Here is an 18104-nt window from a genome sequence, read left to right on the forward strand (position 1 = left end):
CTATTTTATATCAGACACTGCTAAAGTAGAACAATTCCCCTTGCAATTTTTCAAATAAATGTTACAATAAATATAGAAAAAGGTGTTGCGACAACAACACCCCACAGAGCCGTTTAAGACGGTGGCTGTAATTACATAACTAAAAAATAGCTCGTTAACTCGCCAAAGTTAGGACGGCTATTTTTTTGTCTCTTTTACCAATTCAAGGATGAACCTTAGGAGCGTGATAACAAAGTTACCAGCTACAAACATGAGTGTCAAAGCCTCAAAAGGGGACAAATCTGGTTACTCCTTTCTACTAAGATTTTACAGGTTCTGCACATAAGCATCACCATCCTTTCGATTTTGTAACCACCGTCTTCACTTCTCTGTTAAACTATTGTACCATATATTTTCCCCTTTGAAATCCGCTTTTCAAATAAATCATCATCAGAATCCGTTCTCCATCCTATACCTGTCTTTTTTCATCTTTCCTTCCCTTATTTATAGGAAAATATGGTAAAATAGAACAGACTAAAAATCATCATTTCACGAAAGGATGCAAGATGAAAATTACGCAAGAAGAGGTAACACACGTTGCCAATCTTTCAAAATTAAGATTCTCTGAAGAAGAAACTGCTGCCTTTGCGACCACCTTGTCTAAGATTGTTGACATGGTTGAGTTGCTGGGCGAAGTTGACACAACTGGTGTCGCACCAACTACAACTATGGCTGACCGCAAGACCGTTCTACGCCCTGATGTGGCCGAAGAAGGAACAGACCGTGATCGCTTGTTTAAAAACGTACCTGAAAAAGACAACTACTATATCAAGGTACCAGCTATCCTAGACGATGGAGGAGATGCCTAATGACTTTCAACAATAAAACCATTGAAGACTTGCACAATCTCCTTGTCTCTAAGGAAATTTCAGCAACTGAATTAACACAAGCAACACTTGAAGATATCAAGTCTCGCGAGACCGCTATCAACGCTTTTGTTACCATCGCTGAAGAGCAAGCTCTTGCTCAAGCTAAAGCTATTGATGAAGCTGGAATCGATGCTGATAATGTCCTTTCAGGAATTCCACTTGCAGTTAAAGATAATATCTCTACAGACGGTATTCTTACAACTGCAGCCTCAAAAATGCTCTACAACTACGAGCCAATCTTTGATGCGACAGCCGTTGCCAATGCAAAAGCGAAAGGCATGATTGTCGTAGGGAAAACCAACATGGACGAGTTTGCCATGGGTGGATCAGGTGAGACTTCTTACTACGGTGCCACTAAAAATGCTTGGGACTACAGCAAGGTCCCTGGTGGATCATCAAGTGGTTCTGCTGCAGCTGTAGCCTCAGGACAAGTCCGCTTGTCACTTGGTTCTGATACTGGTGGATCTATCCGCCAACCTGCTGCCTTCAATGGGATCGTCGGTCTCAAACCAACCTACGGAACAGTTTCACGTTTCGGTCTCATTGCCTTTGGTAGTTCATTAGACCAGATTGGACCTTTCGCTCCGACTGTTAAGGAAAATGCCTTCTTGCTCAATGCTATTGCAAGCGAAGATGCCAAAGACTCTACTTCTGCTCCTGTCCGCATTGCCGATTTTACTTCAAAAATCGGCCAAGACATCAAGGGCATGAAAATTGCTTTGCCTAAGGAATACCTTGGTGAAGGAATTGACCCAGAGGTTAAGGGAACCATTCTGAACGCAGCCAAACACTTTGAAAAACTTGGTGCTATTGTTGAAGAAGTGAGTCTACCTCACTCAAAATACGGTGTTGCCGTCTACTACATCATTGCTTCATCTGAAGCTTCATCAAACTTGCAACGTTTTGACGGTATCCGTTACGGCTACCGCGCAGAAGATGCAACCAACCTTGATGAAATCTATGTAAACAGCCGTAGCCAAGGTTTCGGTGAAGAGGTTAAACGCCGTATCATGCTTGGTACATTCAGTCTTTCATCAGGTTACTATGACGCCTACTATAAGAAGGCTGGTCAGGTCCGTACCCTCATCATCCAAGATTTCGAAAAAATCTTTGCGGATTACGACTTGATTTTGGGACCAACTGCACCAAGTGTTGCTTATGACTTGGACTCACTCAATCACGATCCAGTTGCCATGTACTTGGCTGACCTTTTGACCATTCCTGTCAACTTGGCTGGTCTTCCAGGGATTTCGATTCCTGCTGGATTCTCTCAAGGTCTACCTGTCGGTCTGCAATTGATTGGTCCTAAGTACTCAGAAGAAACCATTTACCAAGCTGCTGCTGCTTTTGAGGCAACAACAGACTACCACAAACAACAACCCGTGATTTTTGGAGGTGACAACTAATGAACTTTGAAACAGTCATTGGACTTGAAGTCCACGTAGAGCTCAACACCAATTCAAAAATCTTCTCACCTACTTCTGCCCACTTCGGAAATGACCAAAACGCCAACACTAACGTGATTGACTGGTCCTTCCCAGGAGTTCTGCCAGTTCTCAATAAAGGTGTTGTCGATGCCGGTATCAAGGCTGCTCTTGCCCTCAACATGGACATCCACAAAAAGATGCACTTTGACCGCAAGAACTACTTCTACCCTGATAATCCAAAAGCCTACCAAATTTCTCAGTTTGATGAGCCAATTGGTTATAATGGTTGGATTGAAGTCGAGCTAGAAGACGGTACGACTAAGAAAATCGGTATCGAACGTGCCCACCTAGAAGAAGACGCTGGTAAAAACACCCACGGTACAGACGGCTACTCTTACGTTGACCTCAACCGCCAAGGGGTGCCATTGATTGAGATTGTATCTGAAGCAGACATGCGTTCTCCTGAAGAAGCCTATGCTTACCTAACAGCCCTCAAGGAAGTTATCCAGTATGCTGGTATTTCTGACGTTAAGATGGAAGAAGGTTCTATGCGTGTGGATGCCAATATCTCCCTTCGCCCTTATGGTCAAGAAAAATTCGGTACCAAGACTGAGTTGAAAAACCTCAACTCCTTCTCAAACGTTCGTAAAGGTCTTGAATACGAAGTCCAACGTCAAGCTGAAATCCTTCGCTCAGGTGGTCAAATCCGTCAGGAAACACGCCGTTACGATGAAGCGAATAAAGCAACCATCCTCATGCGTGTCAAAGAAGGTGCTGCAGACTACCGCTACTTCCCAGAACCCGACCTACCACTCTTTGAAATCTCAGACGAGTGGATCGAAGAAATGCGTACAGAGTTACCAGAGTTTCCAAAAGAACGCCGTACACGTTACGTCTCTGACCTCGGCTTGTCAGACTATGACGCTAGCCAGTTAACTGCAAATAAAGTCACTTCTGACTTCTTTGAAAAAGCTGTCGCCCTCGGTGGCGATGCCAAACAAATCTCTAACTGGCTCCAAGGAGAAGTTGCTCAGTTCTTGAATGCCGAAGGCAAGACACTTGAACAAATAAAATTGACACCAGAAAACTTGGTTGAAATGATTGCCATCATCGAAGACGGCACGATCTCTTCTAAGATTGCCAAGAAAGTCTTTGTCCACCTGGCTAAAAATGGCGGCGGTGCGCGTGAATATGTGGAAAAAGCAGGTATGGTTCAAATCTCAGATCCAGCTGTCTTGATTCCAATCATCCACCAAGTCTTTGCCGATAACGAAGTCGCTGTTGCCGACTTCAAGTCAGGCAAACGCAACGCAGACAAGGCCTTCACAGGATTCCTTATGAAAGCAACCAAAGGACAAGCCAACCCACAAGTTGCCCTTAAACTACTTGCACAAGAATTGGCAAAGTTGAAAAATGAGTAACTCATTTAAAGTATAACTGACACCAGACTGCTAAAAAATTAGCAGTTCTGATGGCTTGCAGTATGCATTCATATAGTTAGGAGACATATGAAAAAGTTATATACTCTTCTCACCACCTGTTTACTACTCCTTTTCGTTACACCGATGCAATCCATCGATGCAGGGGTAGGACATTCTCGAAGTGGTAGCTCTAGCCATAGTAGCTCCAGTTCAAATGGTAGCCGAAGCCGTTCCAGTAGCAGTAATAGCGGTAGTTCTTCCTACAGAAGTAGCTACAGTTCTGGAGACGGTTCCTATAGTTCGAGTTACTCTGAGCAAGAGTTGTACGGAATTGTAGTCTTTTTAATAGGTGTTTACGTAGTTGTCTTAGTTCTAAAGAATAAAAGTAATCAAAGCTCATCAGAAAAATCCTATAGTAGCGCTACTGTATATAATCCCCAAAACCATCGTCGAGTTGAACACAATACATTAGCTACTAGTCGTGTTAAATATGGCGATCCAAACTTTGATGCCGATGCTTTCGCTTCATGGGTTAAAGAAGTCTATATTCAGTTACAGGCAGCCTGGACTAAAAAGGATTGGAATTTGGCTCGCTCTCTTGAAAGTACCAGCCTTTATTCCCAACATAGTATACAACTCGAAGATCATATCCGGGCGAAAACAACCAATGTTTTAGAAAAAGTCTATGTTGAAAATGTTCGCATTAAAGATTTCTACGAAAATCCTGATGGTAACGATACCCTTGTTGTGATCTTGTCATCTACACTCAGGGACTATGTCATTGAAGACCAAAGTAAACGTGTCATCGAAGGTGATCCTCAAGAGGACTTGTTTACAGTCTATCAAATGAACTTTATCCGTAAACACGGAAGTCAAACTGAACTAAATGTCAGTGATGAAGCCATCAGTGACCACTGTCCAAACTGTGGTGCCCCATTGAAAATCTCTGCTATCAGTAAATGTGACTATTGCGATGCTGTTCTAACACGCAGTCCAAACCAATGGGTACTCGATACCTACGATGTTGTGGATGAAGACGAACTTTATAATTAGGAGGAAATTATGGGATTTATTCGTGCCGCCCTATCTTCAGGGCTTAATAGTTTCAACGATAGCAAATTTAAAGAAGCTATTGTTCTTCCAAATAACCTAACAGCTGATGCCTTGGCCATTAAAGGACAACTTCTTACAAAAGATCCTGACGGCACTTCTAGACAAAGCAACCAAAATACTGGACTTTTAACAGATGGTTCTGTAGTCATTGTTCCACAAGGTTATGTAGCTATTCTTGTCAACAACGGAACCTTCCTTGGCGATGTCTTAGAAGCTGGTAGCCACGAATGGCGTTCTGAAGATAATGCCTGGCTTCTTGAAAAGGGTGGTATAAAGGGTACTTGGGAAAATTTCAAAAACCGCTTCTCTTTTGGTGGTCAAGTCATTACCCAACAGGAAATCATCTTTATCCGTATGCAACCTATCGCAGGTAATAAATTTGGTACTCAAAACGCCGTAGAGTATTTCAGTGAACGCTATCAACAATTGCTCAATATTCGTTTCTACGGCTTGTTTGATATCAAAGTTGCTGATCCAGTCCTATTTTATGTCAGCTCCATCAGTCAACAAATTGAAGATCATAGAGCATTTACCCTGAAAGATATCGCTCAGGGAACTCTCAGACAAAATATCTCTCCTAAAATTGCTATTGCAATCGCCAAATTTACAAACGAAAACCGAGTTGATATCTATAGTCTTAATGCCAATCAAGATACTTTCAACGATCTAGCAAAACAAGAAGTTAACAAGGTATGGACTGGACTTTACGGAATTGAAACAACCAACATCCTGCTTGAAGATTTGAGCTATGACCAAGAAAGCTTGAATATTATTCGTAAACTTGATAGCGAACTAGTCGCTATGAAATACAATACGATTGAGATTGAAGAACGTCGTGCCCGTAACGAAGCTCTCATCGTTGCTGCAAACAATGAAGGCAACGGCAATGGTATGAACATAATTATGGGAATGAATCTGGGACAAACGCTTGGCGGGCAACTCAACCAACAAACTCAAGCTCCTATTCAAAATAATGGGCAAACTGCAAGTAAGAACTTTTACATCGAGGTAGACGGCAAGTATGTTCTCGTAACCAAAGATGAAGAAGGAAATATCGTACCTGTCAACTAACTCAAGTTAATCTGATATTTGAGAATTATTGCGTTTTATGGTACAATAAAGAGTAACAATATTTATTAAAGAGGTAAAAACATGATTGAAGCAAGCAAATTGAAAGCTGGTATGACATTTGAAACTGCAGACGGAAAATTGATCCGCGTTTTGGAAGCTAGCCACCACAAACCAGGTAAAGGAAACACAATCATGCGTATGAAATTGCGTGATGTTCGTACTGGTTCTACATTTGACACAAGCTACCGTCCAGAAGAAAAATTCGAACAAGCTATTATCGAAACTGTCCCAGCTCAATACTTATACAAAATGGATGAAACTGCCTACTTCATGAACACTGAAACTTACGACCAATACGAAATCCCAGTCGTAAACGTTGAAAATGAATTGCTTTACATCCTTGAAAACTCTGATGTGAAAATCCAATTCTACGGAACTGAAGTAATCGGTGTAACTGTACCAACTACTGTTGAATTGACAGTTGCTGAAACACAACCATCTATCAAAGGTGCTACTGTTACAGGTTCTGGTAAACCAGCGACTATGGAAACTGGACTTGTTGTCAACGTTCCTGACTTCATCGAAGCTGGACAAAAATTGATCATCAACACTGCAGAAGGAACTTACGTTTCTCGTGCCTAATCTCTAGAAAGAGGTCATTCTATGGGAATTGAAGAACAATTTGGCGAAATCGTTATCGCTCCACGTGTACTTGAAAAAATCATTGCCATCGCAACTGCTAAAGTTGATGGTGTCCACTCATTTTCAAATAAATCCGTATCTGATACCCTATCAAAACTCTCTCTTGGTCGTGGCGTCTACTTAAAAGAAAGCAACGAAGAACTAACTGCTGACATCTACCTCTATCTTGAGTACGGTGTGAAGGTACCAAAAGTTGCTCTTGCTATTCAAAAAGCAGTCAAAGATGCTGTTCGTGATATGGCTGATGTGGAACTTTCTGCTGTCAACATCCATGTTGCAGGAATCGTTCCAGATAAAACACCAAAACCTGAGTTGAAAGATCTATTTAACGAGGACTTCCTCAATGACTAGTCCATTATTAGAATCTAGACGCGAACTTCGTAAATGCGCTTTTCAAGCTCTCATGAGCCTTGAATTCGGCACAGATATGGAAACAGCTTGTCACTTTGCCTACACGCATGACCGTGAAGATGCAGATGTGCAAATCCCTGCCTTTCTTCTGAACTTGGTTTCTGGCGTTCAAGCTCAAAAAGACGAGTTGGATAAACAAATCAACCAGCACCTCAAGTCAGGCTGGACAGTTGAACGCTTGACTTTGGTCGAAAAAAACTTACTACGCTTAGGTATCTTTGAAATCACATCATTTGATACACCTCAGCTGGTAGCAGTCAATGAAGCTATTGAACTTGCTAAGAATTTTTCAGATCAAAAATCAGCCCGTTTTATCAATGGACTGCTTAGTCAATTTGTAACTGAAGAAAATGAATAATCGAAAAGGTGTTTGGTCTTCCAAGCACCTTTTACTTCGTCCTTGATACAGAGTAAGAAACACATAAAAACTAGAACTGACTGCCAGTTCTAGTTTTTATGTATTCTGAGGTATTAGTATTTTCTAAATCGTTGGTAACGCTCTTCCAACAACGCTTCTAACGGTTTTTGTAAAAGTATAGCTAGCTCAGTTTGAAGTTCTTTCTTGACACTCTTAATCAGTTCTTTACTAGAAAACCCTGCTTCAGAAATCACCTTATCCACCACATCCATTTCTAACAGTTCATGCGAAGTGATTTTCATCAGTTCTGCCGCTTCCATGGCACGACTGCCGTCTTTCCATAAAATAGAAGCAAAACCTTCTGGACTGAGAATAGCATAGATAGAATTTTCCAGCATCCAAACACGGTCCGCAACGGCTAGAGCCAGAGCCCCACCCGAACCACCTTCACCGATAATGATGGCGATAATCGGAACTTTCAGGTCACTCATTTCCATGAGATTGCGAGCGATAGCTTCTCCCTGTCCACGTTCTTCCGCCCCCACACCAGGATAGGCACCTGCAGTATTGATAAAGGTCACTACTGGACGACCAAACTTTTCAGCCTGTTTCATCAAACGCAGGGCCTTACGATAGCCTTCTGGATGCGGTTGGCCAAAATTCCGTTTGAGGTTGTCTTGCAAACTCTTACCTTTTTGGATACCAACCACTGTTACAGCTTGGTCCCCAAGCCAGCCGATGCCACCAACAACTGCACCATCATCACGAAAAGAACGGTCACCGTGTAATTGGATAAAGTCATCAAAAATGCTTGTTGCAAAGTCCAAGGTTGTCAAGCGACTCTGCTCACGCGCTTCTCTGACTATTTTTGCAATATTCATCTAGGACTCCCTCCATGCAATCTGACTAGGCTTGCAATCGTATCTGGCAAATCTCTTCTTTTGACAATAGCATCCACAAAGCCATGTTCCAATAGGAATTCTGCCTTTTGGAAATCCTCAGGCAAGCTTTCACGAACCGTATTTTCAATCACACGACGCCCAGCAAAACCGACCAAACTCTGTGGTTCAGCCAGAATGATATCGCCTTCCATAGCGAAAGAAGCTGTCACACCACCTGTCGTTGGATCTGTCAAAATAGTCAGATAAAAGAGACCAGCATTTGAATGGCGTTTAACTGCTGCGGAGATCTTGGCCATCTGCATGAGACTCATGATTCCTTCCTGCATACGGGCTCCACCAGAGGCTGTGAATAGGACAACTGGCAATTGTTCGACAGTCGCATACTCAAACAAACGAGTGATTTTTTCACCTACAACCGTACCCATAGAAGCCATGATAAAGTTGGAATCCATAATCCCAAGAGCCACAGTCTGACCTTTTATAAGAGCTGTTCCTGTCACAACGGCTTCATCCAGACCTGTTTTTTCACGCATAGTTGCTAGTTTTTTTTGATAGCTAGGGAAATGCAAGGGATCCTTGCTTTCAATCCCTGTAAACAATTCCTTGAAGGTTCCCATATCAATCGTCAAAGCCAAGCGTTCTTGGGCAGAAATACGAAATGTGTAACTACAGTGCGGACAGATACGCTCACTTCCCAGATCCTTCTGATAAATGGTATGCTTACAGCCTGGACACTGGGAGAATAATTCATCTGGAACCTCTGGCTTGGCTTGAGGTTTTTCCCTAACCGAACGATTGGGATTGATTCGAATATACTTATCTTTTTTACTAAATAGAGCCATTGATTCCCCTTTTCGGTTTAAACTCTTGAAGTCATTTTATTCTTTTTCTTGATATTTGGGTAAAAAGGTTTCCATCAAGAAGGAAGTATCATAATCTCCAGCAATGACATTGCGATCTGAAATGAGGTCAAGCTGGAAATCTGCATTGGTCTGCACCCCTTCAATCTCTAATTCATAGAGGGCACGTTGCATTTTCATCAAGGCATCAAAACGATTTTCACCGTGAACGATAATTTTAGCAATCATACTATCATAATAAGGTGGAATGGTATAGCCTGGATAAACTGCTGAATCCACGCGCAAGCCAACTCCACCACTTGGCAGATGGAGATTAGTAATCTTACCTGGACTTGGAGCAAATTTAAAGGCTGGATTTTCTGCATTGATACGACACTCGATAGCATGCCCTCTTAGAACAATATCTTCTTGCTTAACAGACAGAGGCTGACCTGCCGCAATGCGAATTTGTTCCTTAACGATATCCACACCTGAAACAAATTCTGTTACTGGATGTTCCACCTGAACACGAGTATTCATTTCCATGAAATAGAATTTTCCACTGGCTTCATCAAGAAGAAACTCAATGGTCCCTGCATTCTCATAACCAACAGACTCCGCAGCTCGAACAGCAGCAGAACCAATTTCATGACGCAGCGTTTTGCCGATTGCAATCGAAGGACTTTCTTCCAAAACCTTTTGATTATTCCGTTGAAGAGAACAATCCCGTTCACCTAAATGAATCACATGTCCGTGTTCATCTCCTAAGATTTGAACCTCGATATGACGAGCTGGATAGATGACCCGTTCTATGTACATGGCACCATTTCCATAATTGGCCTTGGCTTCGCTAGAGGCCGTTTCAAAGGCTGAAACGAGGTCTTCTGGTTTTTCAACCTTACGAATCCCTTTACCACCTCCACCTGCTGAAGCCTTGAGCATAACAGGATAGCCAATTTTTTCAGCGACAGTCAAAGCTTCCTCAGAGTTATGCACTTCTCCATCCGAACCTGGAATGACTGGAACACCAGCTTTGATCATCTGAGCACGCGCATTGATTTTGTCTCCCATCATATCCATGACATGACCAGATGGGCCGATAAACTTAATCCCCACCTCTTCACACATGGTTGCAAATTTGGAATTTTCACTGAGAAATCCAAAACCTGGGTGAATAGCCTCAGCCTCAGTCAAGACTGCAGCTGATAGAACCGCATTAATATTGAGATAAGACTCTGTAGGCTTACCAGGACCGATACAAACCGCTTCATCTGCCAAAAGCGTATGAAGGGCTTCCTTATCAGCAGTTGAATAAACCGCTACCGTCGCAATCCCTAATTCACGCGCCGCACGGATAATACGGACCGCAATTTCACCACGATTGGCAATTAAAATTTTTCGAAACATGGAGAACCTCCTTAGTTCCCTATTGCAAAGGTTAGAGTACCACTGGCTGCAAGCTTGCCATCCACTTCAGCCTTTGCTTCAACCACAGCTATGGTGCCACGACGTTTTACAAACGTTGCCGTCATAACTAATTGGTCACCTGGTACAACTTGCTTCTTGAACTTAACCTTGTCCATACCAGCATAAAAGACCAGTTGTCCTTTATTTTCAGGCTTAGACAACTCCAAGACACCAGCAGTTTGCGCCAAGGCTTCCATAATCAGAACACCTGGCATGACAGGGTATTGAGGAAAATGACCGTTGAAGAAGGGCTCATTGATGGTTACATTTTTGATGGCAACAATGGTATCCTCGCTCACTTCCAACACACGGTCTACTAGGAGCATAGGATAACGGTGGGGAAGGGCTTCTTTGATTCCTTGAATATCGATCATTTGATACGTACCAATCCTTTACCAAACTCAACCATTTCTTCATTAGAAACGAGAATTTCTGTTACCACACCATCCTTAGGAGCTGGGATTTCATTCATGACTTTCATGGCTTCGATAATTACCAATGTTTGGCCTTTTTTAACACTATCACCAACTGTTACAAAGGCAGGTTTATCTGGACCAGCAGCCAAGTAAGCCACCCCAACAAGTGGACTCTCTACAACATCTCCCTCAGCAGCTACACTTGTTTCAGCTGGAGCTTGAACTTCTTCTGCTACAGGCTCTGCTGGAGCAGATGTAGGAGCCGCTGGACTTGGTGTTGCTAGAACGGGCGCTGGAGCGACTTGAGCTGCAACTTCGGATACGAGTCTAGCTTCATTCTTGCTAAACTGTAACTCATCCGTCCCATTTTTATAAGAAAATTCTCTCAAACTTGACTGGTCAAATTGAGCCATCAAGTCTTTAATATCGTTTAAATTCATAGTTATTTATTCTCCCAACGTTTGAAAGCAAGAACTGCATTGTGGCCACCAAAACCAAAAGTATTTGAAATAGCGTATGGAATTTCTTGCTCCAAGCCTTGTCCATAAACGACATTGGCTTCGATATAATCTGATACTTCACTTGTTCCAGCTGTCATTGGTACAAAGTTATGACGCATAGCCTCGATTGTTACGATAGCTTCTACCGCACCTGCAGCCCCCAGCAAATGTCCTGTGAAAGACTTGGTTGATGATACAGGTACTTCCTTACCAAGAACAGCCACGATCGCACCACTTTCTCCTTTTTCATTAGCAGGAGTTGACGTTCCGTGAGCATTGACATAGGCTACTTGCTCTGGAGAAATCTCAGCTTCCTCCAAGGCTAGTTTGATGGCCTTGATAGCTCCCTGACCTTCTGGATGTGGTGAAGTCATGTGGTATGCATCACAAGTATTTCCGTAACCAACCACCTCAGCAAGGATAGTAGCCCCACGTTTTTCAGCGTGTTCAAGGCTTTCAAGAACCAACATCCCAGAACCTTCACCCATGACAAAACCATTACGATCCTTATCAAATGGAATGGAAGCACGAGTTGGGTCCTCTGTAGTTGAGAGAGCTGTTAGGGCTTGGAAACCAGCAATAGCAAAAGGTGTGATAGAGGCTTCTGAACCACCTACCAACATAACATCTTGGAAACCAAATTTAATTGAGCGGAAGGCATCCCCAATCGCGTCATTTGATGAAGCGCAGGCAGTATTGATGGATTTACAAACACCGTTTGCTCCAAAACGCATAGCAACATTTCCTGAAGCCATATTTGGCAAGGCTTTTGGAAGGGTCAATGGTTTCACACGTTTTGGCCCTTTTTCGTTGAGACGAAGCACTTGATCTTCAATTTCCTTGATTCCACCAATACCAGAGGTAACGATAACACCAAAACGATCCTTGTCAATAGCCTCTACATCTAGATTGGCATGATTGACAGCCTCTTGGGCTGCGTACAAGGCATACAAAGAATAGTTATCAAAACGGTTGGTATCTTTCTTAACAAAGTATTTATCAAAAGGAAAATCTTGGATTTCTGCTGCATTATGCACATCAAAGTCACTATGATCAAATTTTGTAATTGGACCAATTCCGATTTTTCCACTTGTCAAACTATTCCAAAATTCTTCTGGTGTATTTCCGATTGGAGATGTCACTCCATAACCTGTTACTACTACGCGATTTAGTTTCATCTTTTTTACCTCTAGCTTCTGCTACATACTTAAGCCACCATCAATGGCAACCACTTGACCAGTTAGATAATCTTGGCCTGCTAAAAATACTGTTAAATCTGCAACCTGCTCTGCCTGTCCAAATTCTTTCATAGGAATTTGGGCCAGCATAGCATCTTTTACCTTGTCTGATAGGACTGCTGTCATATCGGACTCAATCATTCCAGGTGCAATAGCATTAACCCTGATATTGCGATTAGCCACTTCACGCGCCACAGACTTGGTAAAACCAATCAAACCAGCCTTAGAAGCTGCATAGTTAGCTTGACCGATATTTCCCATCAAACCAACTACGCTAGACATATTAATGATAGCACCTTCTCTAGCTTTTATCATCGGTTTCAAGACTGATTGTGTCATGTTAAAGGCACCAGTTAAGTTAACCTTAAGCACTTTTTCAAAATCCGCTTCTGTCATCTTGAGCATCAGGGTATCTTGAGTAATTCCTGCATTGTTAACCAAAACATCTACTGAACCCAGCTCTGCAATAGCTTTCTCAACCATACGCTTAGCGTCTGCAAAATCTGATACATCTCCTGATATAGGAACCACCTTGACACCATAGTTTGAAAACTCAGCGAGCAATTCTTCTGAAATTGCTCCACGACTGTTTAAAACAATATTGGCTCCTGCTTGAGCAAACTTGTGGGCGATGGCAAGACCAATTCCACGACTCGAACCTGTAATAAAGATATTTTTATTTTTTAGTTGCATTCTTTTCTCCTGTTTCCTCTTGTATTTATGGGAGAAGGGATTACTTGTTTTCTAGCAAGGCTTCCAAGCTAGCCTGATCTTCAACATTGGCTAATTTAGCTGTCTTATCAATTTTTTTCACAAAGCCTGACAAGACTTTCCCCGGACCAATCTCTATAAAGTTGGTTACGCCTGCTTCTTGCATGACCCCAATACTTTCATAGAAACGAACTGGCTCCTTGACCTGACGCGTCAAAAGTTGAGCAATGTCTTCTTTTTTCATAACTGCAGCTTCTGTATTGCCGACTAGGGGACAAGTGAAATCTGAAAAACTTACCTGAGCTAGAGTTTCAGCTAGTTTCTGGCTAGCAGGCTCAAGGAGAGCGGTATGAAAAGGCCCTGAAACCTTGAGAGGAATCAAGCGTTTGGCACCTGCTTCCTGCAAGAGTTCAACAGCTCGGTCAACTGCAGTCACTTTTCCACCAATCACGATTTGTGCAGGTGTATTATAGTTGGCTGGGGTAACCACTCCAAGTTCAGAAGCTTTTTGACAGGCTTCCTCAATGTCCTCTACTGGCGTATTGAGAACTGCTACCATCTTACCAGAGCCAGCAGGAGCCGCTTCTTCCATATAGGCTCCACGCTTAGCAACCAAGGCAACAGCTTCTTCAAAATCCAAGGCACCGCTAGCCACCAAGGCAGAGTATTCTCCAAGAGACAAACCAGCAAGCATATCAGGCTGATAGCCCATTTCTTGTAATAAACGGTAAATAGCAACTGAAGTTGCTAAAATAGCTGGTTGCGTATAGCGGGTCTGATTGAGTTTTTCTTCTTCCCTATCAATAAGATGACGCAAATCATAACCGAGTACCTGACTTGCTTGATCAATCGTTTCTTTGACAATAGGGTAGTGATCATAGAGATCCCGTCCCATACCTAGATACTGGGCACCTTGACCAGCAAATAAAAAGGCTGTTTTAGTCATTTCTTACAACTCCTGCCCAACGAGAGGCTTCTTCTTGAATTTTCTTAGCTGCTCCGTAATACAAATCTTTTAGGATTTCTTCAACGGTTTCTTCTTTGGAAACAAGCCCTGCAATTTGACCTGCCATGACAGAGCCTCCATCCACATCTCCGTGAACAACCGCTTTGGCTAGTGCACCTGCTCCCATTTGTTCAAAAATTTCCAAATCTGGATTTTCTTGTTTAAAAGCATCTTTTTCAGCTTGTTCAAAATCACGAGTCAACTGATTTTTAATCGCACGAACAGCATGTCCAAAGTGTTGAGCTGAAATCGTAGTATCAATATCTCTAGCTTTTAAAATTTTCGCCTTATAATTTGGATGGGCATTAGACTCTTTTGCAACGACAAAGCGAGTTCCAACCTGAACAGCTTCTGCACCTAGCATAAAGCCAGCCGCAGCACCTTCACCATCCGCAATCCCTCCTGCAGCAATAACAGGAATAGATACAGCAGCAGCAACCTGGCGCACCAAGGTCATGGTTGTTAATTTACCGATATGCCCCCCAGCTTCCATTCCTTCTGCAATAACAGCGTCCGCACCGATTTTTTCCATGCGTTTAGCTAGGGCAACACTCGGTACAACAGGAATAACCGTAATACCAGCTTCATGGAAGCGTTCCATGTATTTGCTTGGATTTCCTGCGCCTGTTGTAACTACCTTAACCTCTTCCTCGATAACGAGGTCTACAATATCTTCCACAAAGGGAGACAAGAGCATGATGTTGACACCAAAGGGTTTATCAGTCAATGATTTGATTTTATCAATATTTGCCTTGACAACTTCTTTAGGAGCATTCCCCCCACCGATAATCCCTAGTCCTCCAGCCTTGGAAACAGCTCCTGCCAAATCACCATCAGCAACCCAGGCCATTCCTCCTTGGAAAATAGGATAATCAATGTTCAATAATTCTGTAATACGTGTTTTCATAGTGCCTCCATCGTTTCTTGCTTACGTAATAGTTCGATACCGTCATAATTTGACAATCAAACTATTGCCTAAACAAGAGGGAGCGGGTTTCCCTACTCCTTCTATTTGTATTCTGCTTATTTTGTTTGCTCTTCAACGTAGGCAACCAAGTCACCAACTGTTTTCAAGTCATCTTCTGCTTCGATTTGGATATCAAAAGCATCTTCGATTTCTGAGATTACTTGGAACAAGTCCAATGAATCTGCGTCTAAATCATCAAAAGTTGATTCAAGTGTTACTTCTGATGCGTCTTTTCCAAGTTCTTCAACGATAATTTCTTGTACTTTTTCAAATACTGCCATGATAGGACTCCTTTAAAATAAATAGTTTTTTTATAACAATGTGTTCACCACATGATTACCTAAATTGTAAGAATGAGCGTGCCCCAGGTCAAGCCTCCACCGAAGCCTGATAGAAGAACAGTCTGGCTACCGTCTAAACGGATGAGGCCTTGTTCTACACACTCTGAAAGTAAAATCGGGATACTGGCTGCACTGGTATTTCCATACTCCATCATATTTGCTGGAAGTTTAGCTCGGTCGACACCGATTTTTCTAGCCATCTTATCCAAGATACGGTCATTAGCCTGATGAAGTAGTAAATAATCCAAGTCTGTCGCCTCTATAGGAGACTCATCAATAGTCTGTTTGATAGACTTGGCTACATCTCTAATGGCAAAATCAAAGACTGCGCGTCCATCCATCTTCAAAAATGAATCTGCATTTTCTTGATCTGAAAATGGAGAATGCAAGCCTGAATGTCCATAGGTCAGACACTCACTGCGACTTCCATCGCTATTGAGACTCTCAGCTAAGAAATGCTCTTGCTCGCTAGTTTCTAGCAAGACTCCACCAGCACCATCTCCAAACAACACAGCTGTTGATCGATCTGACCAATCAACTGCCTTAGAGAGGGTTTCACTACCAATCACTAAGCCTTTTTGAAAGCGACCAGAAGCGATAAACTTTTCAGCAGTTGAAAGAGCAAATACAAATCCACTGCAAGCCGCTGTTAGGTCAAAAGCAAAGGCCTTATTAGCACCAATATTAGCTTGAACACGAGCAGCTGTAGAGGGCATCATCGAATCTGGAGTAATAGTAGCTAGAATGATAAAATCCAGCTCTTCTCCTGTGATTCCAGCTTTTGCCATCAGTTTCTTAGCAACCTCTGTAGCCAAATCACTAGTAGATTCTGTTCTTGAAATATGCCTTTGACGTATTCCCGTCCGACTTGAAATCCACTCATCATTGGTATCCATAATCTGGGCCAAATCATGATTTGTAACCACTTGCTCTGGCACATAATGAGCAACCTGGCTTATTTTTGCAAAAGCCATTATCTCAAATCCTCCAAAAATTGATAAAGATTAGTCAAACCTTTGCTCATAATCTCAATTTCTTGCTTACTCATACCATCGATGATTTTTTCAACCATGGTCTTATGGAAGCGTTTATGTAGCCTATGAACCAAGCGACCTTTCTTTGTCAAATGCAGATGCACCACACGTCTATCATGTTCTGAACGAACGCGTTCAATGTAACCCTTGCGTTCGAGATTATTCAAACTAGTCGTAACTGTCCCAAGAGTCACCATCAACTCTTTTGACACTTGACTTGGTGTCACATCTGGGAATTTCCCAATCACATCAATCGTATGCATTTCTTTGATGGAGATATCTTTGAAACGACTACCCCTCAAGCTAACTTCCTCGATAACGAGGACATTATTAAATATAGATGTTAAATATTCATTAATTCGTTGGTAGTCCAATCTTTCCTTCCCTCCTTTTCAAAAAAACTTTTAGAATCAAAACATTTGACAAAAGAATTATATCAAAGTTCAAAGAATGGTGCAAGTATTTTTTTATTTTCCTGTAAATTTAGGTCTTCTTCTTTCCGAATGAGCCCGAACTCCCTCTTTGAAATCCTCTGTTTGAGCTAAGGATTCCTGTAGGTTCAGTTCTAAAGTAGCATAATCTTGCCAATCTTTGAATTGGCTCTCCCACACCAACTTCTTAATGGCAGCATAGGAATTGCTTGAACCACGTCTTAATTTTTTAAGAAGCTGTTCTCTCGTCTTTTCAAGTTTATCAGCTTCACAGACACGGTAAACCAGCCCCCACTCTAGAGCTTTTTCTGCGTTCAAAGCCTCACCTGTCATGGCTAATTGAGCAGCACGCGTCACACCAATACTTCGACTCAAGAGATGAATTCCTCCTGCATCCGGAGCCAAGCCAACTCCAACAAAAGCTTGGATAAATTTAGCCTTATCCGTTGCCAGACAGAAATCTGCAGCAACAGCCATATTCGCTGCGGCACCTGCAACAGCCCCATCAACCTCCATCAAGACAGGTTTAGCAATTTGCTTGATTTTATAAGAAATAGTATTGACCAATTCTGCGATTTTCGTCAATGATGGAATATCATCCTCATCGACTGCTCGCTTCATCTCAACCAAATCTCCCCCAACAGAGAAGACTTTGCCATTCGCGTTGATTAAGACAAAATGCACAGCCGGATCCTCTTCTGCCAAAATCAGAGCTTCTAAAATCTCCTCACACATAGGGATATGAAAACCATTCGCTACCTCAGGACGATTCAAGGTAAGGATTGCCAAATCCTCTTCAAGCTGATAAATAATGTGTTCCATCTGGACTCCTTTTTATTTT

The 18104-nt window shown here is 42.3% G+C and carries 22 protein-coding genes; 8 read left to right on the plus strand and 14 right to left on the minus strand.

Annotated features, from left to right (window positions below; translation table 11 throughout):
* Nucleotides 1–177: 177 nt before the first annotated feature.
* Complete coding sequence (locus QM408_RS02775) at nucleotides 178–252, minus strand: hypothetical protein (protein WP_229294538.1); 75 nt, start codon at nucleotides 250–252, stop codon at nucleotides 178–180.
* A 293-nt stretch (nucleotides 253–545) separates the two neighbouring features.
* Between QM408_RS02775 and gatC the strand changes: the two genes are divergently transcribed.
* The 8 genes from gatC (at nucleotide 546) to nusB (ending at nucleotide 7411) form a co-directional block, all read left to right on the plus strand.
* Nucleotides 546–848, plus strand: coding sequence for an Asp-tRNA(Asn)/Glu-tRNA(Gln) amidotransferase subunit GatC (gene gatC / locus QM408_RS02780; RefSeq protein ID WP_000705419.1), 303 nt, complete (start codon nucleotides 546–548; stop codon nucleotides 846–848).
* Nucleotides 848–2314, plus strand: coding sequence for an Asp-tRNA(Asn)/Glu-tRNA(Gln) amidotransferase subunit GatA (gene gatA, locus QM408_RS02785; RefSeq protein ID WP_247947267.1), 1467 nt, complete (start codon nucleotides 848–850; stop codon nucleotides 2312–2314). Before gatC ends, gatA begins: the two co-directional genes overlap by 1 nt.
* Nucleotides 2314–3756: an Asp-tRNA(Asn)/Glu-tRNA(Gln) amidotransferase subunit GatB gene (gatB, locus tag QM408_RS02790; RefSeq protein ID WP_414373530.1), complete on the plus strand. Its 1443-nt coding sequence runs from the start codon at nucleotides 2314–2316 to the stop codon at nucleotides 3754–3756. Before gatA ends, gatB begins: the two co-directional genes overlap by 1 nt.
* Nucleotides 3757–3843: 87 nt before the next feature.
* The gene (locus QM408_RS02795) at nucleotides 3844–4809 is read left to right on the plus strand and encodes a zinc-ribbon domain-containing transport protein (protein ID WP_223340033.1); all 966 of its coding nucleotides are present in this window, start codon (nucleotides 3844–3846) and stop codon (nucleotides 4807–4809) included.
* A gap of 9 nt (nucleotides 4810–4818) precedes the next feature.
* Nucleotides 4819–5940 (plus strand): SPFH domain-containing protein, encoded by a 1122-nt coding sequence (locus QM408_RS02800; protein ID WP_033686480.1) that lies wholly within the window; start codon nucleotides 4819–4821, stop codon nucleotides 5938–5940.
* Nucleotides 5941–6021: 81 nt separating this feature from the next.
* Entirely contained in the window at nucleotides 6022–6582 is a 561-nt protein-coding gene (gene efp, locus QM408_RS02805) for an elongation factor P (RefSeq protein ID WP_000568643.1), read from the plus strand.
* A gap of 21 nt (nucleotides 6583–6603) precedes the next feature.
* Nucleotides 6604–6993: an Asp23/Gls24 family envelope stress response protein gene (locus tag QM408_RS02810; protein WP_020902992.1), complete on the plus strand. Its 390-nt coding sequence runs from the start codon at nucleotides 6604–6606 to the stop codon at nucleotides 6991–6993.
* Nucleotides 6986–7411: a transcription antitermination factor NusB gene (gene nusB, locus QM408_RS02815; protein ID WP_000203638.1), complete on the plus strand. Its 426-nt coding sequence runs from the start codon at nucleotides 6986–6988 to the stop codon at nucleotides 7409–7411. The genes QM408_RS02810 and nusB overlap by 8 nt, the downstream gene beginning before the upstream one ends.
* A gap of 113 nt (nucleotides 7412–7524) precedes the next feature.
* On the opposite strand, the gene QM408_RS02820 is transcribed toward nusB, so the two are convergent.
* From QM408_RS02820 to QM408_RS02880, 13 genes are all read right to left on the minus strand, one after another.
* On the minus strand, nucleotides 7525–8292 hold the full coding sequence (locus tag QM408_RS02820; RefSeq protein ID WP_020902991.1) for an acetyl-CoA carboxylase carboxyl transferase subunit alpha: 768 nt from the start codon (nucleotides 8290–8292) through the stop codon (nucleotides 7525–7527).
* The gene (gene accD / locus QM408_RS02825) at nucleotides 8289–9155 is read right to left on the minus strand and encodes an acetyl-CoA carboxylase, carboxyltransferase subunit beta (RefSeq protein WP_261150129.1); all 867 of its coding nucleotides are present in this window, start codon (nucleotides 9153–9155) and stop codon (nucleotides 8289–8291) included. The genes QM408_RS02820 and accD overlap by 4 nt, the downstream gene beginning before the upstream one ends.
* A gap of 36 nt (nucleotides 9156–9191) precedes the next feature.
* Nucleotides 9192–10559 carry an acetyl-CoA carboxylase biotin carboxylase subunit gene (accC, locus tag QM408_RS02830; protein ID WP_247932581.1) on the minus strand — a complete coding sequence of 456 codons (1368 nt, stop codon included), beginning with the start codon at nucleotides 10557–10559 and terminating at the stop codon, nucleotides 9192–9194.
* Nucleotides 10560–10570: 11 nt separating this feature from the next.
* Complete coding sequence (fabZ, locus tag QM408_RS02835) at nucleotides 10571–10993, minus strand: 3-hydroxyacyl-ACP dehydratase FabZ (protein WP_000565517.1); 423 nt, start codon at nucleotides 10991–10993, stop codon at nucleotides 10571–10573.
* Entirely contained in the window at nucleotides 10990–11475 is a 486-nt protein-coding gene (gene accB / locus QM408_RS02840) for an acetyl-CoA carboxylase biotin carboxyl carrier protein (protein ID WP_001052228.1), read from the minus strand. The genes fabZ and accB overlap by 4 nt, the downstream gene beginning before the upstream one ends.
* 2 nt (nucleotides 11476–11477) lie before the next feature.
* Nucleotides 11478–12713, minus strand: coding sequence for a beta-ketoacyl-ACP synthase II (fabF, locus tag QM408_RS02845; RefSeq protein ID WP_414373534.1), 1236 nt, complete (start codon nucleotides 12711–12713; stop codon nucleotides 11478–11480).
* Between the two features lie 21 nt (nucleotides 12714–12734).
* Nucleotides 12735–13466 carry a 3-oxoacyl-[acyl-carrier-protein] reductase gene (gene fabG / locus QM408_RS02850; protein WP_203212823.1) on the minus strand — a complete coding sequence of 244 codons (732 nt, stop codon included), beginning with the start codon at nucleotides 13464–13466 and terminating at the stop codon, nucleotides 12735–12737.
* A gap of 40 nt (nucleotides 13467–13506) precedes the next feature.
* Complete coding sequence (fabD, locus tag QM408_RS02855) at nucleotides 13507–14430, minus strand: ACP S-malonyltransferase (RefSeq protein ID WP_261150132.1); 924 nt, start codon at nucleotides 14428–14430, stop codon at nucleotides 13507–13509.
* On the minus strand, nucleotides 14423–15397 hold the full coding sequence (gene fabK / locus QM408_RS02860; protein WP_020901586.1) for an enoyl-[acyl-carrier-protein] reductase FabK: 975 nt from the start codon (nucleotides 15395–15397) through the stop codon (nucleotides 14423–14425). The genes fabD and fabK overlap by 8 nt, the downstream gene beginning before the upstream one ends.
* A 116-nt stretch (nucleotides 15398–15513) precedes the next feature.
* Entirely contained in the window at nucleotides 15514–15738 is a 225-nt protein-coding gene (locus QM408_RS02865) for an acyl carrier protein (protein WP_000257838.1), read from the minus strand.
* A gap of 59 nt (nucleotides 15739–15797) precedes the next feature.
* Entirely contained in the window at nucleotides 15798–16772 is a 975-nt protein-coding gene (locus QM408_RS02870; protein ID WP_049516237.1) for a beta-ketoacyl-ACP synthase III, read from the minus strand.
* Nucleotides 16772–17206, minus strand: a complete 435-nt coding sequence (gene fabT, locus QM408_RS02875; RefSeq protein ID WP_049516235.1) for a fatty acid biosynthesis transcriptional regulator FabT — start codon at nucleotides 17204–17206, stop codon at nucleotides 16772–16774. Before fabT ends, QM408_RS02870 begins: the two co-directional genes overlap by 1 nt.
* A 93-nt stretch (nucleotides 17207–17299) precedes the next feature.
* Nucleotides 17300–18085 carry an enoyl-CoA hydratase gene (locus QM408_RS02880; RefSeq protein WP_020901584.1) on the minus strand — a complete coding sequence of 262 codons (786 nt, stop codon included), beginning with the start codon at nucleotides 18083–18085 and terminating at the stop codon, nucleotides 17300–17302.
* Nucleotides 18086–18104: the final 19 nt, after the last annotated feature.

Origin of the sequence: Streptococcus mitis (assembly GCF_047464965.1) — a bacterium.
In the GTDB taxonomy this organism is placed as follows: Bacteria; Bacillota; Bacilli; order Lactobacillales; family Streptococcaceae; genus Streptococcus; species Streptococcus mitis_DU.